Raw genomic sequence first — 22,593 nt, 5'->3', positions numbered from 1 at the left:
TAAGGCAGTCTAATGAACAAATGCGGATTGCTCAGGTTTCTTTTGATCTGGGAGAAATTGGTTATATGGAGTTCATTCAGAATATGTCTTTGGCTGTACAAAGCAAACTGAACTATCTGCAGTCCGTTCAGCAACTGAATGAATCGGTTATTCAATTACAATTTTTAAAAGGGAATGATTAGGATGAATATATTAAATATAAAGAATCTGTTACGAACAGGAATTCTGGCGATCTGTATCCTGGTGTCTTGTACAACAGGCAATAATTCTGCTAAAGAAAACGAAAGTCCATCGGATAAAGAAGAGAAACATGAAGATGTTCTGGATCTGAATACCAAACAATTGCAAGCGGTAGGCATTACCATAGGGACAATAGAACACAAAAACCTGACAGCAGTAGTTAAATCCAGTGGTCAATTGGCTGTTCCGCCTCAAAATGAGGCCCAGGTCAATGTACTTTATGGTGGAATTATCCGGAAAATTAATGTCATGGAGGGGCAACAGGTAAATAAAGGAACGCTATTGGCCGTACTGGAAAATCAGGACATGATTAAACTGCAGCAGGAGTATCTTGCAGTAAAGGGAGGCTTTACTTTTGTAGAGGCTGAATATCATCGGCAGCAACTTTTAAAAGCTGCAGGGGCTGGAACGGGCAAATCACAAGAATTGGCAGAAGCTAATTATAATGCAGAACTGGCTAAAATTAAAGCAATAGAAAAACAGTTGGCACAAATGGGCATTTCTGCTAAAAACGTTTCCCGTGGAAATCTGGTTTCCAGTATTCCGGTAAAAGCACCCATAAGCGGCACAATTGGACGTATAGCTTCAATGACGGGCTCTTTTGCACAACCGGGAACTTCACTGATGGATATTGTAGACAATTCAAAAATACATGCAGATCTTGTTGTTTTTGAGAAGGACCTGTCCAGGATTAAAATAGGTCAGAAAGTTAATTTTCAATTGACCAATCAGAAGGATCAGCATATAGAGGGACAAATCTATGGGATCAATAAGTCTTTTGAAAATGACAGTAAGGGGGTAGTTGTACATGCCGTTATTAAGAAGCCGGAAAGCAATTTAATTCCCGGAATGTATGTGACGGGTTTAATCAGTGTAGGTTCAGAGTTGGTTCCAGCTGTCCCTGTGGAAGCAATTGTTCAGTTTGAAGGGAAAAAATACATTTATCTGGCAGAAGCTGGAAAAAATGATACTATTCATTTTAAAAAATTTGAAGTTACCACGGGTATTGCGGAACTTGGCTATGTACAAATTATCCCACTGGAGCAACTTGCAGAAAATGCAAAGATGGTAACCAAAGGAGCATTTTATCTGCAGTCAAAAGCTACAGGTGGATCGGATGAACATTAATCCCTGAGAGCGATGAACAGACAACTGGAAAACACACTTAAAGCAAAGCAGATCAATCCAACTGCAATGCGATTATTAGTTCTGAATTTCTTGGAGACCCAGTTTCATGCGATTAGTCTGACCGATCTGGAAAAAGGGCTTGCACCTGCAGATAGGGTCACTTTATACAGGACCCTGAAAACTTTTGAAGAAAATGGGCTGGTACACAGTATTGACGATGGGACGGGGATTACTAAGTATGCACTTTGTAAAGAGCATTGCCATCCCGGTAAACACGATGATGTACATGTACATTTCTTCTGCAAGAAATGCGGAGAAACTTTTTGTTTGCCTAAAACACAAATACCAGAAGTGATCCTTCCTGTTAATTTTCATTCAGATGAGATTAATATTGTGGCTAAGGGTGTCTGTGATCAATGTTCCTGCTAAACTTTGCAATGGCATTGCATTGTAACAGGGCTTATCTTTGTCTAACATGAAAGCAGAAAATATAAATGAAAGACATACACATTGCTGTGGTCATGATGATCACAGCAATGATCATGGACATGATCACGGTGGTGGAGAGCAGGGTACATGGACAGGGCATTGGCCTTTGCTCCTTGCTCTGGCTATCCTGGCCGTGATGCTGATCCTGGATTACGGTTTTAAAGTGAATCCTGGGAACATAACCAATCTGATCATCTTTGGTGTGGCTTATTTGCTGGCGGGTTACAATGTGCTTGACCTTGCTTTCAGGAAATTACTTCGTTTTGACTTTTTTAATGAATTTTTCCTGATGAGTGTGGCCACTCTGGGGGCTTTTGCCATTGGGTCTTATAGTGAAGGTGTAGCCGTTATGGTATTTTATTCCATAGGCGAATGGTTTCAGGATGCAGCGGTGGATAAAGCTAAACGAAATATTAAAGCTTTGCTGGACATCAGACCAGATGCGGTAACCGTGATAAGAGGAGGAAATGCAATTAGTGTTAAACCCGATGAAGTAAAGATAGAAGAGATTATCCAGGTTAAACCCGGCGAAAAAGTTGCACTGGATGGCCTGTTGATCTCTGATAAGGGAACCTATAATACCGCTGCGATGACAGGAGAGAGCAGGCCGGACACTAAACAAAAAGGGGAACAGGTACTTGCAGGGATGATTAACCTGAATACAGTTACCGAAATCAAGGTAAAATCTCTTTTCAAAGACAGTAAACTGAGTAAAATTCTGGAAATGGTACAGGATGCAACAGCCAGAAAATCACAGACCCAATTGTTTATTTCCAGATTCGCAAAGGTCTATACACCAATTGTTTTTCTCCTGGCCTTACTGGTCGTGGTGGTGCCTAATTTTGTTGTTTCAAACTACGTGTTCCAGGACTGGTTTTATAGAGGCTTGGTGTTTTTGGTGATCAGTTGTCCTTGCGCACTGGTGGTTTCTATACCGCTGGGTTATTTTGGGGGAATTGGTTTAGCCTCCAAGAATGGTATTTTATTCAAGGGATCTAACTTTCTTGATGTAATGACTAAAATAGATACGGTTGTTATGGATAAGACAGGAACCTTGACCAGAGGCGTATTTAATGTCCAGAAAGTAGTAACCAGCAATTTTGAAGAGCAGGAACTGGTTAAACTGACAGCCGCATTGGAAAGTAAATCTACACACCCCATCGCCATTGCAATTACCCAATATTCTGGACATGCAATTAATGGAACAAGAATAGAATCTGTTGAGGAAATTGCAGGGCATGGTTTGAAGGGAAATATTGAGGGAAGAGAGGTTATTGCCGGAAATACGGCTTTGTTTAAAAAATTAGGCATACCATACGATGCTGCGGTTGAAAATGAACAGGATACGATGGTTATGGTTGCGGTTGAAAATAAGTATGCAGGTTATTTTACGATTGCCGATGAGATCAAAGAAGATGCTCAACAAGCCATCAGCGAATTACATCAGCTGGGTATAGAAACTGTTATGCTGAGCGGTGATAAGCAGAGTGTAGTGGATAAGGTAGCTAAGCTGCTGGGTATTGATAAAGCCTTTGGTGCTTTGTTGCCGGAAAATAAAGTCGAGAAAGTAGAAGAACTCAAAAACCAGAACCGACGTATTGCTTTTGTAGGTGATGGGGTAAACGATGCACCTGTGATTGCCCTCGCTGACGCAGGAATTGCCATGGGAGGTTTAGGAAGTGATGCTACAATTGAAACAGCAGATATCGTGATTCAGAATGATCAGCCCAGGAAAATTGTAACTGCCATTAAGATTGGTAAGCTTACCAGAAATGTGGTATGGCAAAATATAGCATTGGCTATGGGGGTTAAAATTGTGGTTTTAATTCTTGGTGCCGGTGGGGTGGCTACTTTATGGGAGGCAGTGATTGCAGATGTAGGCGTTGCACTTCTTGCCATTTTAAATGCAGTTCGGATTCAGCAGATGAAAGTTATATAATCCTTAAGATAAGATGATCAAATCTGCAAAATCATCTGTTTCTTGTCATGTTGTTTTTTTTTACTCATTATGGAATGCTATTTGCTCGTTTAAATTAAAGCTTAACTCTTGCGCTGCTTCTTATGACAAAGACAATATTCGTACTCGAAGATGATCATGATATTAGTGCCGTTTTTGATATTCTTCTTAAAAATGAAGGTTATACAATCGAATCTTCATCATCGTTCAGTGAGTTAAAAGAGCTTCTGAAAAGGCAGCTCCCAGACTTGTTTATTCTTGATGTCATGCTACCCGATGCGAATGGAATAGATATATGCAAAGACCTTAAACAAAAAGAAATCACAAAAGATATTCCTGTGATTATGATGTCTGCAAATGCACGCAGCAAGCAAATGAGTATTCAGGCTGGGGCAGATGATTATATTGCCAAGCCATTTGATATTAAGGAAGTTGCTGAAAAGATAGGCCGGATACTGGCTGGAGGTTATAAAAAAGCCGGTGCTCATTGAGTACCGGCTTTTATGTTTTAAATATATTTAAGAATTTCCTCTACATATTTTCTGTCATTGGCCAAACGTGGAACTTTGTGCTGACCGCCCAATTTCCCTTTAGATTTCAGCCATTCGTAAAAAGTACCTCTTGGTGCGTTATGTACTTTAGGTCGACAAAGTGCCATGTCGTTAAATCGCTTGGCATCATAGTCTGAATTAATTTCCCTTAAGGTCTGATCCAGGATGTCAACAAATTTTTCAAAATCATCAGGTTGCTGGTCAAATTCTATGATCCATTCGTGTCCGCCTGCTTTTGTTCCTTTAAAATAGATCGGGCACGCAGTATAATCTGTAAATACAGCACCAGTCATTTTACTGGCCTTGCTTATGGCTTGTTCAGCATTGTCAATGATCACCTCTTCACCAAATGCATTGATAAAATGCTTGGTCCTTCCGGTGATTTTAATGCGGAAGGGATGCAATGAAGTAAATTGTACGGTATCGCCAATCATATATCGCCATAAACCTCCGTTTGTAGAAATAATGATGGCGTAATTTTTATGTAATTCTACTTCATCAAGAGATAGGGTTGCAGGATGCTCTTGCTCCAGATGTTCCAGCGGAAGAAATTCGTAATAGATGCCATAATCCAGCATCAGCAGAAGTTCCTCCGAATTGACCTGGTCCTGGATACCAAAGAATCCTTCTGAGGCATTATAGGTTTCCAGATAATACATCTCATCGCATGGAATCAACTCTCTAAACTGTTCTTTGTAGGGTTTGAAATTTACTGCCCCATGAAAATAGAGTTCAAGATTTGGCCAGACCTCCAGCAAATTTTTCTTACCCGTCATTTCCAGGACCTTTTTGGCAAGTACAATGGTCCATGTGGGAACACCAGAAATATTGGTCACATTTTCACGGATAGTGGCTTCTGCCATTTTCTCCATTTTTTGCTCGTAATCATCCATTAATGCAATAGAAATGGCCGGTGTCCGGTAATATTCTGCCCACATCGGTAAATTCTTGATCAATACCGCAGAGAGATCGCCATAAAAAGAGTCTTCATTGAGCTGGTTGATCTGGTGACTTCCACCTAAAACAAGTCCCTTTCCGGTTAAAATCTGATTGCCAGGTCTGTTGTTGCAGAAAATAGACAACATGTCCTTTCCACCTTTAAAATGGCATTCCTGAAGAGACTCTTCTGATACAGGTATAAATTTACTCCTGTCACTTGTTGTACCGGAAGACTTAGCAAACCATTTAATCTCTGAAGGCCACAGTATGTTCTGTTCGCCCTTCAGCATTCTTTCAATATATGGTTTTAAGGTATCGTAGTTTTGTAAGGGAACTCTTTCTTTAAACTGTTCCTGGGTTTCAATAGTTCTATAATCGTATTTTTTTCCCCATTCGGTGTTCTCTGCACTGGAAATTAAAGTGTGAAACCACTCGTCCTGTACGTCAAGGGGATATTTTATAAAGAGTTCAATTTGATGGACCCTTTTCTTCATATACCAGGTAAAAATTGAATTTACAATTGCCATGTTCCTCTATATGAATTATAAATTTTTGCTGCGCAGTACAAAATTAGACCCCAAATATACTTTTCTTACCATTTCATTTGCAGCAAGTACCTCAGGTGTTCCGGATTCCAGAATCTTTCCTTCAAAAAGAAGGTAGGCCCGGTCTGTAATAGAAAGCGTTTCCTGGACGTTATGATCCGTAATCAGGATACCAATATTCTTATTTTTAAGTTTGGCTACGATGGTCTGGATTTCTTCAACTGCAATTGGATCCACACCGGCAAAAGGTTCATCCAATAAAATAAAATTAGGGCTTGCGGCCAGGGCACGGGCAATCTCTGTCCTTCTTCTTTCACCCCCGGATAAAAGGTCACCTCGGTTTTTACGAACTTTGTGCAAGCTGAATTCATTGATCAGTTCTTCGAGTTTTTCGTGCCTTTCTTCCTTTTTCATTTTCGTCATTTCCAGGATGGACATGATATTGTCTTCTACGGTTAATTTTCTGAATACAGAAGCTTCCTGAGCAAGATAACCAATCCCTTTTTGGGCCCTTTTATACATCGGATCACTAGTGATGTCCTGGTCATCCAGATAAATGGTTCCTTCATTTGGTTTGATCAATCCAACAATCATATAAAATGAGGTTGTTTTTCCAGCTCCGTTTGGCCCTAACAAGCCGACGATCTCTCCCTGACTTACATTAAAGGAAACGTCATTAACAACCGTACGCTGTTTATATTTTTTGATTAAATTTTCTGCTCTTAATATCATTTAAGTATATTAATATTATTCAATAGCTCTTAAAAGGGCTAATATCACTGTTCAAATTTGATGGCTTTGAGGTTTAATTGCAAACGTTTTTGTTCTTTCCATACATTTTCCTCTATCGTATAGCAAATAGAAAAAGGCCGGTTAGGCTGTATCTCATTTTGCAACTCTGCAAGTCCGAAGCCAATACTGTCAAAAGTAACTGAATTTTGTTGTTTTACATTTAGCTTTAGGTGTTTTGCTCCAACAATATATGGATTTCCTGCGCAAAACACATTATGGGTTACAAAAACCGGGGTGGGATTGTCGGGGCCAAAAGGAGCCATTTGGGCAATAATGCGTTGGAACTTTCCGTCAATTTGCGAAAAGCTGATCTCCGTATCGATGTACAGCTCCGGACAAAGCAGGTCATCTGTTATGCTTTCGGCTACTACGCGTTCAAAACGGTCTGAAAAGTGATCTATATTTTCAGGTTTCATTGTCAGGCCTGCAGCAAATTTATGTCCGCCAAACTGCACCAGCAGATCTGCACAGCCGGAAAGAGCTTCATATAGATCAAATCCTGCTACAGAACGTGCGGAACCTGTGAGCAGGCCATTTGATGCTGTTAATACAACTGTTGGCCGGTAGTATTTTTCCGTTAGTCTGGATGCTACAATACCAATGACGCCTTTATTCCAGTTTTGGTTATAAACCACTGTGGTTTTCCGGTTGATCTGTATTTCGCAGTCCTCAATAATGGCCAGCGCTTCGGCAGTTGTATTTTGATCGGAAGTTTTGCGCTCTGAATTTTGCAGGTTGATAAACAGGCTTTGCTCACGGGCAAGGTCATCTTCGTTACACAACAACATCTTAACGGCCTCATTTGCGTGGTCCATTCTGCCCGCGGCGTTGATTCTTGGAGCAATCGAAAAGACAATGTCTGTTAGTGTAAAATCTTTATCCCGCCCGGTACTTTGCATTAATGCTTTTAGACCAAGACAGGGTCTGGTATTGAGTTTAATCAGGCCGTGGTGGGCTAGAATCCGGTTCTCTCCAGTTACAGGTACAATATCGGCGGCAATGCTGACCATAACCAGATCTATGTACTGCTCATAGCTGTCTTTAGGAAGGTTATGCTTTAGGGCATAGGCCTGTGCCAGTTTAAATCCAATTCCGCATCCGGCAAGTTCCTTAAATGGGTATGTACAATCCGAACGCTTAGGATCAAGCACAGCAACTGCTTCGGGCAATTCTTCACCAGGTAAATGGTGGTCACATATAATAAAATCTATCCCCAATTTCTTTGCATAACTTACCTTATCATTCGATTTGATGCCACAATCCAGGGCAATGATCAGGCTGAATTTATTGGCACTGGCATAGTCTATTCCTGCAGTTGAGACGCCATAGCCTTCTTTGTGTCTATCGGGTATATAATACATGATCCGATCTGTTAATTGACTAAAAAAGCTATAAGCCAGGGCTACAGATGTAGTCCCGTCTACATCATAATCACCATAAATCATGATGCTTTCGCCTGACGCCAGGGCATGATCAATACGTGCAATTGCTTTTTCCATGTCTTTTATTAGAAACGGATCATGCAGGTCGTCTAGCTGCGGTCTGAAATAGTTCCTGGCTTCATCAAAAGAACTGATTCCTCTTTGTACCAGTACCTGGGCTAAACTATTATCTATATTTAATTGCTGTGCAAGCGATTCGGTTGTTTCTTGATCATTCTGTGCAGCTTGCACCCATCTCTTTTCCATTAAGCCTTTATTGTTCTTTATTGATCATTAAGCTGTTGTTCTTTCGTTAGAGCGTTTAAATGGATGTGCCTTATGGTTTTGTTAGTGGTAAATTCATACAGGTTCCCTATCTTTGTATCGATTCGTAAAGATATCATTAATTTCTTCGTCTTACTAATACCTATGCCCTTGCAAGTTTTCACTTTATACGAAGGTTCTTACTCCGTAGATGCCAGTAAAAAATTTATTCCCTTTAATCCGGAAATCCACAACCCTAAAGACCGGCCTGCATCCCTGTTTATCCATGTTCAGCCATTTTTAGTGAAAATGAACGATTTGTTATTGTTGTTCGATACTGGTCTGGGATATAGTAACGAATCAGGAGAACTGATCTTACACGAAAATATTCGGAAAGCGGGTTTTGATCCTGCGGACGTTGACTATGTATTGATGTCCCATCTTCATTTTGATCATTCTGGTGGGATGATTCACGAATACAAGGGAAAAACGGAGCTTAGTTTTCCAAATGCTACATATGTCATTCAAAGTGGGGAATGGGAAAGTGCATTTACCAATACTTCATCTTCTTATAAAACAGAGATCTTTGATTTTTTACAGAGAAATGCGCAATTGCATTTTGTAGAAGGTAGCGGTCAGTTCGCAGAAGGAATCAGTTATGAACTCACTGGTGCACATACCCCTTTTCATCAGACTTTTCTTTTGAATGATGGTACTGATCGAGTCTTCTTCGGTGGAGACGTCTTACCTGAACCGGAAGAGTTGTTAAGAAGGTTTATTGCTAAATATGATTTTGACGGGCGGAAAGCAATGGAACTTAGAGAAGAGTATGGAAAAAAAGCGGCCTTGGAAAATTGGAATTGCCTGTTTTACCATGCAAAGACTAAGGCTACCGGACATGTAACCTACCAGGATGGCGTTTTTAACATTGTTTAGTAGAGCTGAGGTTTATTCATTAATTGCTTTTAAGAGCTCTATTAAGCGATCTATAGACAAGGGTTTTGAAATAAAACCCTTCACAATCTTATAGGTTTTGGCTTTTTCTATGTCGTTTTCATATACGGATGAGGAAAGCATGTAGAGGTCAGATCTTTTACTGACATCCATTCTTTCATAAGCCTCGATAAACTCCCATCCATTCAAAACAGGCATATTAATATCAATCAGCATGAGCTGAGGAAAAGGTTCATCATCTTTAAGGACTTGTACAAGATAGTCAATGGCCAGTTGGCCATTTGATTTGGATACCATGTTCACGGCAAATCCAGTCTTCTCTACAATTTTTTTTATGATGAAAATATTGATGTCATCATCGTCAATAACAAGTAAATTAATTTTAGAATCCATCTTGATTTAGTAAAGAGAGCCATAGTATAAAGATATAAAATAGATTGAATTGTTAAAAAATAAAAAAAGGCCATTTAATTTAAATGGCCTTTTTTTATTTTGATACATTTAGACTAGCGTTTCTTCCATATAGCTTTCAATCGGAGGACAAGCGCAAACCAGGGAACGATCTCCAAAAGAGTCGTTTACTCTTCCAACGGATGGCCAGAACTTGTATTCAGCGACATATGGCAGAGGGAACGCTGCAGTTTTTCTGCTGTAACTGTGCGACCAGTCATCGCCTGTAACAACAGCTGCAGTGTGTGGTGCATTTTTTAATGCATTATCAGTTTTATCACTGTTACCGTTTTCAATAGCCGTAATCTCTGCTCTAATGGCAATCAGGGCATCGCAGAATCTATCTAATTCGTGTTTAGGCTCACTTTCTGTAGGTTCTACCATTAAGGTTCCTGCAACCGGGAAAGATACTGTTGGTGCATGGAAGCCATAATCCATTAATCGTTTAGCAATATCTACCACCTCAATACCAAAGTTTTTGAAAGATCTGCAGTCCAGGATCATCTCATGCGCACAACGACCATTACTACCTGTATATAAAACAGGGTAGTGTTGCTCCAGGCGTGCCTTCATGTAGTTTGCATTCAGAATTGCATATTGTGTAGCATTCTTTAATCCTTCGCCGCCCATCATGGCAATATAAGCATGTGAGATCACCAAAATAGAGGCAGAACCCCAAGGAGCAGCAGAAACTGCGTGGATGGATTTGCCCTTTTCGATATCTACAACAGCATGACCAGGTAAGTAAGGAACCAGGTGTTTGGCTACGCCGATTGGTCCCATACCAGGGCCACCGCCACCGTGAGGGATACAGAAAGTTTTATGCAGATTCAGGTGGCAAACATCAGCACCTATAGTACCAGGGCTGGTCAGTCCAACTTGAGCATTCATATTGGCACCATCCATATAAACCTGACCACCATTTTCATGTATGATGTTACAGATATCAATGATACTTTCCTCAAAAACACCGTGTGTAGAAGGGTAGGTAACCATCAGGCAGGAAAGATTATCTTTATTTTCTTCAGCTTTGGCTTTCAGATCCTCCACATCAATGTTTCCATTCTCCAGAGATTTCACGATAATGATCTTCATACCAGCCATTGCAGCAGAAGCAGGATTGGTTCCATGTGCGGAAGCAGGAATTAAGGCGATATTTCTCTGGTGATCTCCACGGTCCTGATGATAAGCTCTGATCACCATTAAACCGGCATATTCGCCTTGTGCACCTGCATTTGGCTGCAAGCTCATTGCGGCAAAGCCAGTGATTTCACTTAACCATTTATCAAGTTCATTGAAAACAGTATAATATCCAGCCACCTGGTCGGCTGGCGCAAAAGGATGAATTTGTCCAAATTCAGGCCAGGTTACCGGGATCATTTCCGTGGTTGCATTCAGTTTCATTGTACATGAACCCAAAGCAATCATAGAATGGCAAAGCGAAAGATCTTTGGTTTCCAAAGATTTAATATAACGGAGCATCTCGTGTTCAGAGTGATGCTTATTGAAAACAGGGTGGGTGAGATAAGATGAACTGCGCTGTAATGCCGAAGGAATAACAGTTTCAACATTACCCTCTGTCAATTCAGCCTGATCAGCAGGAATTCCTTTTACCTTAGAAAAGATTTTATTCAATAACTGGATATCTTCGGCAGAAGTTGTTTCATCTAAAGCAATGGTTACAATACCACCTTTATAATTTAAATTGATCTCATTGTCTATGCATTCCCTGTGAATGGAATCCGCCAGGTCTCCGAGATCAAGCTGAAGGGTATCAAAGTAAGCATTGTTCAGCTGCTTATAACCAATCTTCTCTAAAGATTTAGCCAAAGTAACGGCTAAGCCATGAGTACGTTCAGCAATTAGTTTTAATCCTTTAGGACCATGGTAAACTGCATAAAAACCAGCCATAATAGCCAGTAAAGCTTGTGCAGTACATATGTTGGAGGTCGCTTTATCCCTGCGGATGTGTTGTTCTCTTGTTTGCAATGCCATACGCAATGCATAATTATTATTGCTGTCTATAGTTACACCAATAATACGACCTGGGATAGATCTTTTATATTCATCTTTTGTAGCAAAGAAAGCAGCGTGAGGCCCGCCAAAACCCATTGGTACACCGAAACGTTGGGTTGTTCCAACTACAACATCAGCACCCCATTCTCCCGGAGGTGTTAACAGCGTTAAACTTAGCAGGTCGGCAACAACTGTAATCTTTACATTTTTTTCATGAGCTGTTTTAGCAAAACCAGTATAGTCAAACACTTGTCCGTTTCCGGCAGGATATTGAACAATGGCACCAAAGAACTCTTCATTTAATTCAATTTCCTCATGGTTTCCGACCACCAGTTCTATACCAAAAGGATTGGCACGTGTAACCAGGATATCGATGGTTTGAGGGAAAAGTAATTCAGATACGAAGAACTTTTTAGCTTGCTGGTTTTTACGAAGGCTGTATTGCATGAACATAGCCTCAGCAGCTGCTGTTCCTTCATCCAGTAAAGAAGCATTTGCAATTTCCATTCCGGTCAGGTCAATCACCATGGTCTGGAAATTCAGTAAAGCCTGAAGGCGGCCTTGCGCAATTTCTGCCTGGTAAGGGGTATATTGCGTATACCATCCTGGATTTTCCATTACATTACGTAAGATAACCCCGGGTGTGGTTGTATTGTAATAACCCTGTCCGATATAGGATTTAAAAACTTTGTTTAAAGAAGCCGTTTGTTTTAGACTGCTCAGATAATCCTTTTCAGATTTTGCCTTTGGTAAATTCAAAGGTTGTTTTAACCTGATTTTCTGAGGAACAGTTTGTTCTATTAATTCGTCAATAGAACCCAATCCAAGCGTATGAAGCATCGCTTTGGTATCTTCTGTATTGGGTGCAATGTGACGATCTTTAAAGTCTTCTTTGTAATGAATATTTAAGCTCATGAATCTTTGAATAAAAAGTTGCGCAAAGGTAATAAAAATACCCTTAGCCCTGGTTGCCCAAAACGATTATAAATGTATATTTTACGATTCGCCAACCAAGATCCAGCCTTCTTCTTTTCTAAACTTTAACTTGTAGGTTTTGGTCACGAAGTTCGCAGGGGAACCTTTAGGGCTTAAAAAGACAGCAAAATCGTTGGCTTTCTTTTTAAGGGTAACGGTTACTCTGGCCATTCTGGCATCCCCTTTAATCAGTTTTACTGGTTTTTCGTCGTCCAGAACATAGTCCAGAGCTCGTATTGTTGCTTTGTTCGCGTCCTGTTTGAGCACATATGGTTTGGATTTGTCTGTTAGTGAGACAATATAAACGTATAAGCTGTCCTTAGATAAGAATCTCTTTTTCTGCTGATCAAGTTTCAGTACAATCAAACCCTTTTCTTCCAGTTCTTTATATCGACCGAGCGCTACTGCATCCTTCCTGCCTCTGAATTTTACCTCGCCTATATCTAGTTTTATACCCTCATATTCCGGATTGGTCTGAAGATAATTCGAGATGACTCCTGCAGCGGTGCTTTCATCTATACTTCCGCCTTTTTTACAACCGGAGATCAGGAACAGTAATGCCGAAGCAAGGAAAAATGCAGATAGCGTTTTCATAGGAATTTAGTTTAATTTTTTAATTGTCTCAAGTACATTTGGACAGTATTCTCCAAACCCAGGTATAAAGCATCACTGATCAGGGCATGGCCAATACTCACTTCGAGCAAAGCCGGAACCTGCTGTGAAAAATATTTTAGATTGTGCAGATCCAGATCATGGCCGGCATTGATGCCCAAACCGAGTGCCACTGCTTTTTCTGCTGCTGTCACATAAGGTGCAACTGCCTTAACCTTATCTTTAGGATACTCCCTGGCATAAGCTTCAGTATACAATTCTATCCGGTCAGTACCCGTTTCGGCTGCAGCTTCCACCATGTCCAGAACAGGGTCAACAAATATAGAGACCCGGATGCCTTCTTTTTTAAAGAGGCCGACCATTTCCTGCAAGTAGGCCTGATGTTTTATGGTATCCCATCCATGATTGGAGGTAATCTGACCTTCGGCATCAGGTACCAGGGTAACTTGTGCGGGTTTATTCGCCAGAACCAGATCAATAAATTTTTGTTCCCTGCAGTTTCCCTCAATATTAAACTCCGTTGCAATCACAGCTTTCAGGTCAAAAACATCCTGATAGCGAATATGTCTTTCATCTGGTCTGGGATGCACCGTGATCCCTTCCGCCCCAAAACGTTCACAATCCAGGGCTACTTTAATCAGATCCGGGTTATTACCACCGCGACTGTTGCGAAGGGTGGCTATTTTATTGATATTTACAGATAGTTTTGCCATATACAAAGATAAACTTAATCATTAAATGAAGAGATATCCATTTTTCTTAACTACTTTTTTAGGCTGTGTTTTTTGTATGCTTTCTGTAATTTCTTGCCTCGGGCAGCAAGGCATCAAAAATTACAAGCTGTTCTATGGGCTGATTCGCGATCAGAATAAAGATTTGCTGGTGCTGAGGAAATTTGAGCAGGGGGGAAGAACGCAATACCTGGTTACCGATCCTCAGGAGCTGGAGAACAGGATTCTGCCTGCCACTACTGAAGTTGTAAAACCTTTAACCTGGGCTCAGGCTATGGATACTTTTAAGGAAACTCCATACGTAAAGGCAATTGAAGCTGCACAAATGAAGGAAACTCCTTTACAGGATGCTGGAATTATTCATGGTTTTCCTAAAGAAAAAGGAATTGCTTTAACCATTGATCTTTGCCCATCGCATAAACCTCTTGACCGGATTATATTTACTTCTCTTATGAAGGAGTTCCAGAAAACTGAAAGGCCGGTACCCCTGGCACTTTCCATTACGGGTCGATGGATGCTGACCCATAGTGATGATCTTGACTGGCTGAAAAATCTGGTCAAATCAGGAGATGTTTCCATCACCTGGGTAAATCATTCCTACAATCATCGGGTTAGCCCAGCTGCGCCTTTAAAAGTTAATTTTTTACTGGAGCCAGGTACCGATATGAACTTTGAAGTTATGGGGACTGAACTGGCGATGCTGCAGCATGGCATCATGCCTTCTGTGTTTTTCCGTTTTCCAGGGCTGGTTTCAGATCCTAAATTGATCAGCAAAGTATTGTCTTATGGACTAATTCCTGTTGGAAGTGATGCCTGGCTGGCCAAAGGTCAAACCGCCAGTTCAGGGAGTATCGTTCTGATCCATGGAAACGGAAATGAGCCAGTTGGTGTTAACGATTTCATTAAACTCCTGCAAAGCGAACAGAAGTCAGTGAAGGACAAACAATGGATGATGTATGATCTCCGGGAAAGTGTGGAGGACGAATTTGGAGGAAAATAAAAAAGGAGCTGCCCCTGCAACTCCTTTTTGTATACTTAGTATCTGTAAGTATCCGGCTTGAACGGACCTTCAACAGGAACACCGATATAATCTGCCTGATGCTGATCTAAAACATCAAGTTCCACACCAATTTTAGCCAGGTGTAAACGAGCTACTTTTTCATCCAGGTGTTTAGGAAGAACGTAAACTTTGTTTTCATACTGATCTGTATTGGTCCAAAGCTCCAGCTGAGCTAAAGTCTGGTTGGTGAAAGAGTTGGACATTACGAAACTTGGGTGCCCTGTAGCACATCCTAAATTCACTAAACGGCCCTCAGCAAGTAAAATAATATCTTTACCGTCGATAGTATATTTATCTACCTGAGGTTTAATCTCTACTTTAGTACCGCCATAATTTTTATTTAGCCAGGCAACATCAATTTCATTATCAAAGTGACCGATGTTACAAACGATGGTTTTGTCTTTCATCACTTTGAAGTGCTCTGCACGAACGATGTCGCAGTTACCTGTAGTGGTTACAACGATATCTGCTTCTTTAACCGCGGTAGCAAATTTCTTTACTTCATAACCTTCCATTGCAGCCTGAAGAGCACAGATAGGATCAATTTCCGAAACAATAACACGAACACCCTGAGAACTTAAAGATTCTGCAGAACCTTTACCAACATCACCATAACCAGCAACAACAGCTACTTTACCAGCCATCATAACATCTGTAGCTCTGCGGATCGCATCTACAAGAGATTCACGGCAGCCATATTTATTGTCAAATTTAGACTTAGTTACAGAGTCATTTACGTTAATTGCAGGCAAATGCAATGTTCCGTTTTTCATGCGCTCATATAAACGGTGAACTCCGGTAGTCGTTTCTTCAGAAAGCCCTTTGATACCAGCAATCAGTTCAGGGTATTTATCAAATACCATATTGGTTAAGTCACCACCGTCATCTAAGATCATATTTAAGGGCTGACGTTCTGGTCCGAAATGCAAAGTTTGTTCAATACACCAGTCAAAATCTACTTCGTTTAAACCTTTCCATGCGTAAACCTGGATGCCAGCAGCAGCAATTGCAGCAGCAGCATGATCTTGGGTAGAGAAAATATTGCAGGAAGACCAGGTAACTTCAGCACCTAATTCTACCAACGTTTCAATTAGAACAGCAGTTTGGATCGTCATGTGAAGGCAACCTGCTATGCGGGCACCTTTTAATGGTTTAGATGGGCCAAATTCTGCACGCAGTGACATTAAACCTGGCATTTCTGCCTCTGCAAGTTCAATTTCTTTGCGGCCCCATTCTGCCAGTGAAATGTCCTTAACTTTGTAAGGAACGTAAGTTGTCTCTACTGATGACATATTATAATATTTTAAGTTTTTGTTTTGCAGGTAGTTACGTTGTTGTTGGTTCGGGGTTCCCCAATATTTATCCTTCTTTAACCAAACTGCCTGTTTTTCAGGTACAAAATTACACAATAGTTTGGCCAAAATCAAAAGATGCTGATGGTGTGACTATGAGGTGATAAAACAAAAGAACCTGCCAGTCGCGGTTGGACAGACAAGTTCTTTGAAGGAATCGATCAGATTGTACCAGAAGAAGAAATAAATGAAAGACGGTTCCTTACGAAAGATCTCTTTGCAACTCCTTGCTGTAAATCAACCAGGCGGCCTGATAAAGTTTCTTTAAAAATTTGTAGGTTGTAGCCAGGTCCTCGTAACTAATGGATGAGCCTTCCTTACTAAAGCTCTCCTCCAGCCAATCTCTTAACTCTTCGCGGTAAGATTCCAGGCCAGCAGTTTGAAAAAGTAAGCGGAAAACGAGGTAAGGGTTAAGGAGTTCCTCTTCGTTCAAAAGGCAGGAACAGCCAGCAAGTTCTTCTTTCTGCTTTTCCAGTAAGCACTCCTTAAGTTCCGGATAGATCAATGGACTAATCTTCCCTGTTTTTCGAAGCAGCCAGGCAGCCTCCAGAAGCTTAAGAATATGCCGGTGTTCATGCAATAGGTTTGCAGGGCAGTTTTCCACAGTGTAAAGCTGGTCAGTAATGACATGCTCCTTCCACTCGTCCAAAAAATCAAGATGGTCTGAGAGGTCGCTGATGTCAAAAAATTGTGCAATAAGTAAGTAGGGATTGCTGATTTCCTCAGCCGTTAAATGGTACGTTAAGCTTTGCCTAACTTCTTTTTTAGTATGCATAAGATATTGATTAAGTTTCGAATACCACTATGCACAGTAAAGTCATTGCCAGGGAAGCACGATACTGCGCGTTATTTATTTCAAAGTACCCGAATTAAATCATTCTATCCTATTCCGAAAAGTTCTATCTTAGAACGATTTGAGGATATCATAGAATTGATTATCTTCAAGGTTCGAATATCTTTCTGTACTTATTAACCTTTACAGATCTGAATATGAACCTAATCACAAAACACACAGAAAATCATCAAGGAAAAAATTTGAAACGCCTGCGTTCGCTCTTTGGGTGGAAGCAGGAAGCTCTGGCCATACAGCTTGGCGCAGAATGGAGTCAAAAAAGGATTTCTCTGCTAGAAGCAAAAGAAAAACTCGACCCCGTTGCACTCGCTCTGATTGCAGCCGCAATCAATATACCCGAAAATGCCATCAAAGATTTTGATGAAGAGGCTGCATTTGCCTATATGTGCACTTTTAAAGATAAAAGCCGAAAAAGAGAACTGATTTCCGACGGAGATCCCCAGCAATTCCATTCACGATACAACTATATGGAGATGCTGGAAAGCAACAAAAAGCTCTATGAAATGTTACTGGAGAGTGAGCGGGAAAAGATAGAAATACTAAAAAGCAAGCTCGGATAAGAGAAATTTGCCCGATTTTAAATGTCTTGTACCAAAGTAATTTGAAGGTAAAAACTGAGACGCTTTAAGGCCAGAACTTTGATGCTATAAAGTAGTGCCGTACCTTTGTATCAGTTAAGATTTAAAATAACCAAAAAACATAAAGATATGTATCCTGAATATTTAGTTGAACCGATGCGTGCAGAGCTGACCAAAGTTGGCTTTGAAGAGTTAAAAAACGCAGAAGAAGTTGACAGCGCCATCAAAACTGAAGGAACTGTATTTGTCGTTGTAAACTCCGTATGCGGTTGTGCAGCTGCCAATGCGCGCCCTGCAGCAAGAATTGCAGCAGCAAATGAAAAACACCCGGATAAATTGGTTACCGTATTCGCAGGAATGGAAAAAGAAGCAGTAGACAGAGCAAGAGGATATATGATGCCTTTTCCGCCGTCTTCACCATCAATGGCATTATTCAAAGATGGTAAACTGGTGCATATGATCGAACGTCATCAAATTGAAGGTCGCCCTGCTCAAATGATTGCAGACAGCCTGATCGGTGCTTTCGAGCAATACTGCTAGAAAAATCCTTTTAAAAAATATAAGGACTAACTTGATCAGTTAGTCCTTTTTTTATTGTTCCAATATCCCTTTCAGATTGTTTAAGCCGATCTGAAGATCGCCCCCAATCATTTTATCCATGTTCATGCAAAGTGACATTAAATTCATTGGATAATTCATTTTTCCATTAAATACCCAGGATACTTTAGTCGCATTTGTACTTGCATCTTCTGTGGTCATAAAGGCAGAACACGTAGACTCAAAGGGTTTAATAAACCGGATTTCTGTATCCAGCCTTTTCCCATCCTGCAGGCCTTTAATCTCCTGTTCACCTTTTCCAACATCTTTTTGATTACTGTCCCAGGCAGACACAAAGCCTACAGTTCCGTCTGTTCCCCGAAACTCCGTTTTCATTGCAGGATCCATTTTTGCCCACTTACTAAAGTTGTTTTGGTTCTTCAGGTACTTGATGTAGTCGTAAACTTGCTGCCGTGGTTTGTTAATTACGATATCCCGTTCTACGGTATACTCTTTTTTGACAAAGATGGCAACAATAAGTGCCAGAACCACCAGGCCCAGCACTGTGAATAGAATTCCTTTTAAGATCTTCATTAGATTTTTAGTTATACTAATTTAAAGAAAATTTGAGAATTTATTTTATCCAACTAATAAAACTAAAGTATTATATTTTGTCCTATCCCATTCTTTTTCAGAAAATCATATCTATCTTTGATATAGTTAATTGCTCCAAATATGCGAAAGTTTGTTTTTCTTTTCTGTTTAATTGTTACTTGTTTCCACAGTTATGCTCAGTCTCGCTATTACTTGGGTAAAAATAATGAGATAACAACAGACTCGGTGAATGCAACATCATACATCCTTGTTGAGAAGGAGGATAAAGGCGAGCCAATATGGAAAATGCGCCAATATTCTTTGGATGACTCCCTTGTACTGGTTGGAAGTTTTAAAGATAATAGATTGAAAATCCCACATGGCAAATTTATAATATACAATGTTAAGGAAGCTCGAAGGATAATTAAGTATGATCCGGCTCTTCATAAATTAGATACTTCAATTACATCTCCAAAAATTTACATTGGAAAGACTGGTACATTTGTCGATGGGGAAAAAGAAGGAGAGTGGATAGACTATTTCGAAGATGGTAGCATTGAGTTTACATTTACTTATAAGAGTGGAAAGCTGGACGGAATTTCAAGAAGCTATAATTACGATACAAAGAAACTATTATTTGAGGGCAACTATATCAATAACTTAAAGGAAGGGGTTTGGACTAACTTTGCGTATACAGGCGCTATCTTACAAGAAGATATTTATAAAAATAACCAAATTAGAAAAAGCATTTCTCATGCAGAGGATAAGCAATTTAAAAGAAAAATTACAGGAGGAAGTCCTGATTATGATTTTAAAGCGTATCTAAATGAGGTTCTTCAAGAAATTAATTTCGGGCAGGTCAAGGGAAAGCTTATGCTTAGTTTTACTCTAAATAAAGAAGGAAAACTGCTTAATGAAAGCTTTTACGGGCCTAATGGTTTTACAGATAAAATGTTACTAAAGATTTTAGATGCTGTTACAGACGCTCCGGCTTGGAAACCAAATTATGTCAATGGTATTCTAAGTGAGGTGTATATTCCGATATCGATATCTATACCAGATAAAGAAATTCAAATAGGATTTAGGGGGCCTGCCAAACAAATATACCAATCGACTTTTAAAGCAATGTCACCAGGCCTTTAAAAAAAAATATAAATTCTTTTGCTAAAAATCCTTATTAAGGAGTTTTTCCAGTTCTCCAAAAGAAACATTCATTCTTACCCGTCCTTGTTTTGCGTAGGCAATCTCACCGGTTTCTTCAGAAACAATAACTGCTACTGCATCTGTATTTTCCGAAATACCAATTCCTGCCCTGTGGCGCAAGCCAAACTGAGGGGGTAGGTTATCATTATCTGTTAAAGGAAGGATACAACTGGCACTCTTTATTTTATTTTCAGCAATCACTACTGCGCCGTCATGAAGCGGGCTGTTCTTTTGAAATATACTTTCCAGTAAGCGTTTGGAAATTTTAGAATCTATAATTTCGCAACTGTTGGCAAAAAGCTGGTCATCATAGAACTTGACAAACACAATCAATGCGCCGGTCCTCGATTTCTTCATGCTCTTGCAAGCATCAATAATCGGTTTAATCCGCGCCAGATTATCCCTTTCAATCTCTTTATTGCCAAAAAGATAACCCCACCAGGCTTTATTTTTCTGTAGAAAAGTGTTTTTTCCAATCAACAATAAAAACCGTCTGATCTCCGGCTGGAAGATCACAATTAATGCAATGATCCCCACACTCATAAATTTGTTGATGATGGTCGAAAGCAGTCTCATGTGAAGTGCATCCACTACATAATACAGTAACAAAATGATCAGCATCCCCAGCAGCAAGTTCACCGCAAGCGTATTTTTGATCAGACTATAGACATAATAGATCAGCAACGCGACAAAAATGATGTCGATAACATCGGTAGGGGTTATTTTTAAAAAATCGAAGTCAAAACCTTTCATTGTTGACAAGTTAGTGAATTTTTAAACAAGCATCAGGCCTGTTGCATTTTTTCAATTAGGATAATGCATTCCCGGGCCTCACGTACATCGTGCGCACGCAGTATCTTTGCGCCTTTAAGCAAAGAGAGGGTATGAAGTACTGTGGTTCCGTTCAGCGCCTCTGCAGGAGTCGTATCCAGTGCCTTATAAACCATAGATTTCCTGGAGAAGCCTACCAGGAGCGGCAATCCAAAAAGATGAAGATCTTCCATTTCCCGGAGCAGCTGATAATTGTGCTGCGGGCTTTTGGCAAAACCAAAACCCGGGTCCAGGATCAGGTCCTTTACCCCCAGCTTTCTTAACTTTTCCACCTTATCCACAAAGTAATCCACAACCTCGAGGGTTACATGTTGATAACTTGGGGATAACTGCATATTTTGTGGTGTGCCTTTCATGTGCATCAGGATATATGGCACATTTAACGTCGCCACTGTACCAAACATGTCAGGATCCAGTTCACCTGCCGAAATATCATTAATGATATGGGCACCGGCTTCAATACTTTTTTTTGCCACTTCTGCACGAAAAGTATCTATGGATAAAAATGCCTGGGGAAATTGTTTGCAAATGGCTTCAACTACGGGGACTACCCGGTCTACCTCTTGCTGGGTACTGACATCTTTGGCGCCCGGCCTGGAGGAATATCCACCGATGTCAATAAAAGAAGCGCCTTCCTGAAGGTATTTTTCCACCCTGAGCAAGGCATCATCTATGCTGAAATTTCTACTTTCCCCGTAAAAGGAATCTGGAGTTATATTCAATATTCCCATCACGCAAGGACTGGTCAGATCGAGCAGTTGCCCTTGCAGGTTTAATGTGTGCTTTCGGTTTAAAAATGTATCTTTAGCCATTGTTTGATACAAAAATACAGTATTAAACAGCTTTAAACTAAATATTTTAATTGTTTTGGCAGCAAACACTTCACAGGAATACGATTCAGTAATTGCGGTTTGTAAATCGCTTTTTTTAAAAAAAACAAAAGATTATGGCACAGCCTGGCGCATCCTAAGGCCGGCATCTATTACAGACCAGATCTTTATCAAAGCCCAGCGCATCCGAACTCTGGAAGAGAAGAAAATTTCGAAGGTAGGGGAAGATATCACCTCAGAATATATTGGGATTGTAAATTATTGTGTCATTGCACTCATGCAGCTGGAGCTTACAGAAGAGGATCCCTATGAATTGGAATTCAGTAAAGTAGAAAAGTTGTATGACCTGTATGTTCAGGCGACCAAAGACCTCATGTTTGCCAAGAATCATGACTATGGCGAGGCATGGAGAGATATGCGGATCAGTTCCCTGACAGATCTTATCCTGATGAAGATCTTAAGGGTTAAACAAATAGAAGACAATAAAGGACAAACGCTGGCTTCTGAGGGCATCAATGCCAATTATCAGGATATGTTAAACTATGCAGTTTTTGCGTTGATTAAATTAGACCTTAAATAACCATGAGCAAAATTTTTTTAAACTTCTCAAGAATATTTGTTGGTATCCTGTTTATTTTCTCCGGTTTAATTAAGGCCAATGATCCACTTGGATTTGGTTATAAACTCCAGG

General features: G+C 40.2%; 23 protein-coding genes. 11 read left to right on the top strand and 12 right to left on the bottom strand.

Annotation, left to right across the window (positions count from 1 at the left end):
* The 5 genes from VNZ46_RS15390 to VNZ46_RS15370 form a co-directional block, all read left to right on the top strand.
* Positions 1–182: TolC family protein (locus tag VNZ46_RS15390; RefSeq protein ID WP_325560950.1), on the top strand; the 182-nt coding region annotated here is incomplete at its 5' end.
* Between the two features lies 1 nt (position 183).
* A complete protein-coding gene (locus VNZ46_RS15385; RefSeq protein ID WP_325560949.1) occupies positions 184–1,368 on the top strand; it encodes an efflux RND transporter periplasmic adaptor subunit in 1,185 nt (394 codons plus the stop codon).
* Positions 1,369–1,380: 12 nt separating this feature from the next.
* Positions 1,381–1,797: a Fur family transcriptional regulator gene (locus VNZ46_RS15380; protein ID WP_325560948.1), complete on the top strand. Its 417-nt coding sequence runs from the start codon at positions 1,381–1,383 to the stop codon at positions 1,795–1,797.
* 46 nt (positions 1,798–1,843) lie between these two features.
* Complete coding sequence (locus VNZ46_RS15375; protein WP_325560947.1) at positions 1,844–3,796, top strand: heavy metal translocating P-type ATPase; 1,953 nt, start codon at positions 1,844–1,846, stop codon at positions 3,794–3,796.
* A 122-nt stretch (positions 3,797–3,918) separates the two neighbouring features.
* Positions 3,919–4,305 carry a response regulator transcription factor gene (locus VNZ46_RS15370; protein ID WP_325560946.1) on the top strand — a complete coding sequence of 129 codons (387 nt, stop codon included), beginning with the start codon at positions 3,919–3,921 and terminating at the stop codon, positions 4,303–4,305.
* A 17-nt stretch (positions 4,306–4,322) separates the two neighbouring features.
* Here VNZ46_RS15370 and VNZ46_RS15365 read toward each other — a convergent pair whose 3' ends face one another.
* From VNZ46_RS15365 to recJ, 3 genes are read right to left on the bottom strand one after another with little or no spacing between them, the layout of a single operon-like run.
* Positions 4,323–5,831 (bottom strand): GH3 auxin-responsive promoter family protein, encoded by a 1,509-nt coding sequence (locus VNZ46_RS15365; protein WP_325560945.1) that lies wholly within the window; start codon positions 5,829–5,831, stop codon positions 4,323–4,325.
* A 15-nt stretch (positions 5,832–5,846) separates the two neighbouring features.
* Positions 5,847–6,581, bottom strand: coding sequence for an LPS export ABC transporter ATP-binding protein (lptB, locus tag VNZ46_RS15360; RefSeq protein ID WP_133782378.1), 735 nt, complete (start codon positions 6,579–6,581; stop codon positions 5,847–5,849).
* A 44-nt stretch (positions 6,582–6,625) separates the two neighbouring features.
* A complete protein-coding gene (gene recJ, locus VNZ46_RS15355; RefSeq protein ID WP_325560944.1) occupies positions 6,626–8,329 on the bottom strand; it encodes a single-stranded-DNA-specific exonuclease RecJ in 1,704 nt (567 codons plus the stop codon).
* A gap of 168 nt (positions 8,330–8,497) precedes the next feature.
* Between recJ and VNZ46_RS15350 the strand changes: the two genes are divergently transcribed.
* Positions 8,498–9,262, top strand: coding sequence for an MBL fold metallo-hydrolase (locus tag VNZ46_RS15350; protein WP_325560951.1), 765 nt, complete (start codon positions 8,498–8,500; stop codon positions 9,260–9,262).
* 12 nt (positions 9,263–9,274) lie between these two features.
* Here the strand turns inward: VNZ46_RS15350 and VNZ46_RS15345 are convergent, their stop codons facing one another.
* The 4 genes from VNZ46_RS15345 to VNZ46_RS15330 form a co-directional block, all read right to left on the bottom strand.
* Complete coding sequence (locus VNZ46_RS15345; protein ID WP_133782384.1) at positions 9,275–9,673, bottom strand: response regulator; 399 nt, start codon at positions 9,671–9,673, stop codon at positions 9,275–9,277.
* Positions 9,674–9,781: 108 nt separating this feature from the next.
* Positions 9,782–12,661, bottom strand: a complete 2,880-nt coding sequence (gene gcvP / locus VNZ46_RS15340) for an aminomethyl-transferring glycine dehydrogenase (RefSeq protein WP_325560943.1) — start codon at positions 12,659–12,661, stop codon at positions 9,782–9,784.
* Positions 12,662–12,742: 81 nt separating this feature from the next.
* On the bottom strand, positions 12,743–13,315 hold the full coding sequence (locus VNZ46_RS15335; protein ID WP_325560942.1) for a hypothetical protein: 573 nt from the start codon (positions 13,313–13,315) through the stop codon (positions 12,743–12,745).
* 11 nt (positions 13,316–13,326) lie between these two features.
* Positions 13,327–14,046 (bottom strand): pyridoxine 5'-phosphate synthase, encoded by a 720-nt coding sequence (locus VNZ46_RS15330; protein ID WP_325560941.1) that lies wholly within the window; start codon positions 14,044–14,046, stop codon positions 13,327–13,329.
* A gap of 25 nt (positions 14,047–14,071) precedes the next feature.
* On the opposite strand from VNZ46_RS15330, the gene VNZ46_RS15325 reads away from it, so the two are divergent.
* Positions 14,072–15,064 carry a polysaccharide deacetylase gene (locus VNZ46_RS15325; protein WP_325560940.1) on the top strand — a complete coding sequence of 331 codons (993 nt, stop codon included), beginning with the start codon at positions 14,072–14,074 and terminating at the stop codon, positions 15,062–15,064.
* Positions 15,065–15,099: 35 nt separating this feature from the next.
* On the opposite strand, the gene ahcY is transcribed toward VNZ46_RS15325, so the two are convergent.
* A complete protein-coding gene (ahcY, locus tag VNZ46_RS15320) occupies positions 15,100–16,416 on the bottom strand; it encodes an adenosylhomocysteinase (RefSeq protein ID WP_325560939.1) in 1,317 nt (438 codons plus the stop codon).
* Positions 16,417–16,678: 262 nt separating this feature from the next.
* Positions 16,679–17,251 carry a hypothetical protein gene (locus tag VNZ46_RS15315; protein WP_325560938.1) on the bottom strand — a complete coding sequence of 191 codons (573 nt, stop codon included), beginning with the start codon at positions 17,249–17,251 and terminating at the stop codon, positions 16,679–16,681.
* 215 nt (positions 17,252–17,466) lie between these two features.
* On the opposite strand from VNZ46_RS15315, the gene VNZ46_RS15310 reads away from it, so the two are divergent.
* Complete coding sequence (locus tag VNZ46_RS15310) at positions 17,467–17,889, top strand: hypothetical protein (RefSeq protein WP_325560937.1); 423 nt, start codon at positions 17,467–17,469, stop codon at positions 17,887–17,889.
* Between the two features lie 147 nt (positions 17,890–18,036).
* Positions 18,037–18,447: a BrxA/BrxB family bacilliredoxin gene (locus tag VNZ46_RS15305; protein WP_108553630.1), complete on the top strand. Its 411-nt coding sequence runs from the start codon at positions 18,037–18,039 to the stop codon at positions 18,445–18,447.
* A 51-nt stretch (positions 18,448–18,498) separates the two neighbouring features.
* Here VNZ46_RS15305 and VNZ46_RS15300 read toward each other — a convergent pair whose 3' ends face one another.
* Positions 18,499–19,038 (bottom strand): SRPBCC family protein, encoded by a 540-nt coding sequence (locus VNZ46_RS15300; protein ID WP_325560936.1) that lies wholly within the window; start codon positions 19,036–19,038, stop codon positions 18,499–18,501.
* A gap of 213 nt (positions 19,039–19,251) precedes the next feature.
* Between VNZ46_RS15300 and VNZ46_RS15295 the strand changes: the two genes are divergently transcribed.
* Positions 19,252–20,181: a hypothetical protein gene (locus tag VNZ46_RS15295; RefSeq protein WP_325560935.1), complete on the top strand. Its 930-nt coding sequence runs from the start codon at positions 19,252–19,254 to the stop codon at positions 20,179–20,181.
* A 21-nt stretch (positions 20,182–20,202) separates the two neighbouring features.
* Here the strand turns inward: VNZ46_RS15295 and cdaA are convergent, their stop codons facing one another.
* Both cdaA and folP read right to left on the bottom strand, forming a co-directional pair.
* Positions 20,203–20,994 carry a diadenylate cyclase CdaA gene (gene cdaA / locus VNZ46_RS15290; protein ID WP_108553614.1) on the bottom strand — a complete coding sequence of 264 codons (792 nt, stop codon included), beginning with the start codon at positions 20,992–20,994 and terminating at the stop codon, positions 20,203–20,205.
* A 32-nt stretch (positions 20,995–21,026) separates the two neighbouring features.
* Complete coding sequence (gene folP / locus VNZ46_RS15285) at positions 21,027–21,884, bottom strand: dihydropteroate synthase (protein WP_325560934.1); 858 nt, start codon at positions 21,882–21,884, stop codon at positions 21,027–21,029.
* A 55-nt stretch (positions 21,885–21,939) separates the two neighbouring features.
* On the opposite strand from folP, the gene VNZ46_RS15280 reads away from it, so the two are divergent.
* Positions 21,940–22,482, top strand: a complete 543-nt coding sequence (locus tag VNZ46_RS15280; protein ID WP_325560933.1) for a DUF1599 domain-containing protein — start codon at positions 21,940–21,942, stop codon at positions 22,480–22,482.
* Positions 22,483–22,593 lie beyond the last annotated feature (111 nt).

Source organism: Pedobacter sp., assembly GCF_035566355.1.
In the GTDB taxonomy this organism is placed as follows: domain Bacteria; phylum Bacteroidota; class Bacteroidia; order Sphingobacteriales; family Sphingobacteriaceae; genus Pedobacter.
Note: the sequence above shows the minus strand (reverse complement) of the source record. Positions and strands in the feature narration are given on the sequence as shown.

Excerpts from the sequence above, each read along its gene's own strand:
- VNZ46_RS15380 (WP_325560948.1), top strand. The coding sequence starts at position 1,381 with ATGAACAGACAACTGGAAAACACACTTAAAGCAAAGCAGATCAATCCA.
- VNZ46_RS15370 (WP_325560946.1), top strand. The coding sequence starts at position 3,919 with ATGACAAAGACAATATTCGTACTCGAAGATGATCATGATATTAGTGCC.
- VNZ46_RS15385 (WP_325560949.1), top strand. The coding sequence starts at position 184 with ATGAATATATTAAATATAAAGAATCTGTTACGAACAGGAATTCTGGCG.
- VNZ46_RS15315 (WP_325560938.1), bottom strand. The coding sequence starts at position 17,251 with ATGCATACTAAAAAAGAAGTTAGGCAAAGCTTAACGTACCATTTAACG.
- ahcY (WP_325560939.1), bottom strand. The coding sequence starts at position 16,416 with ATGTCATCAGTAGAGACAACTTACGTTCCTTACAAAGTTAAGGACATT.
- cdaA (WP_108553614.1), bottom strand. The coding sequence starts at position 20,994 with ATGAAAGGTTTTGACTTCGATTTTTTAAAAATAACCCCTACCGATGTT.
- folP (WP_325560934.1), bottom strand. The coding sequence starts at position 21,884 with ATGGCTAAAGATACATTTTTAAACCGAAAGCACACATTAAACCTGCAA.
- VNZ46_RS15300 (WP_325560936.1), bottom strand. The coding sequence starts at position 19,038 with ATGAAGATCTTAAAAGGAATTCTATTCACAGTGCTGGGCCTGGTGGTT.
- VNZ46_RS15345 (WP_133782384.1), bottom strand. The coding sequence starts at position 9,673 with ATGGATTCTAAAATTAATTTACTTGTTATTGACGATGATGACATCAAT.
- VNZ46_RS15310 (WP_325560937.1), top strand. The coding sequence starts at position 17,467 with ATGAACCTAATCACAAAACACACAGAAAATCATCAAGGAAAAAATTTG.
- VNZ46_RS15325 (WP_325560940.1), top strand. The coding sequence starts at position 14,072 with ATGAAGAGATATCCATTTTTCTTAACTACTTTTTTAGGCTGTGTTTTT.
- lptB (WP_133782378.1), bottom strand. The coding sequence starts at position 6,581 with ATGATATTAAGAGCAGAAAATTTAATCAAAAAATATAAACAGCGTACG.
- VNZ46_RS15305 (WP_108553630.1), top strand. The coding sequence starts at position 18,037 with ATGTATCCTGAATATTTAGTTGAACCGATGCGTGCAGAGCTGACCAAA.
- recJ (WP_325560944.1), bottom strand. The coding sequence starts at position 8,329 with ATGGAAAAGAGATGGGTGCAAGCTGCACAGAATGATCAAGAAACAACC.
- VNZ46_RS15375 (WP_325560947.1), top strand. The coding sequence starts at position 1,844 with ATGAAAGCAGAAAATATAAATGAAAGACATACACATTGCTGTGGTCAT.
- gcvP (WP_325560943.1), bottom strand. The coding sequence starts at position 12,661 with ATGAGCTTAAATATTCATTACAAAGAAGACTTTAAAGATCGTCACATT.
- VNZ46_RS15365 (WP_325560945.1), bottom strand. The coding sequence starts at position 5,831 with ATGGCAATTGTAAATTCAATTTTTACCTGGTATATGAAGAAAAGGGTC.
- VNZ46_RS15330 (WP_325560941.1), bottom strand. The coding sequence starts at position 14,046 with ATGGCAAAACTATCTGTAAATATCAATAAAATAGCCACCCTTCGCAAC.
- VNZ46_RS15335 (WP_325560942.1), bottom strand. The coding sequence starts at position 13,315 with ATGAAAACGCTATCTGCATTTTTCCTTGCTTCGGCATTACTGTTCCTG.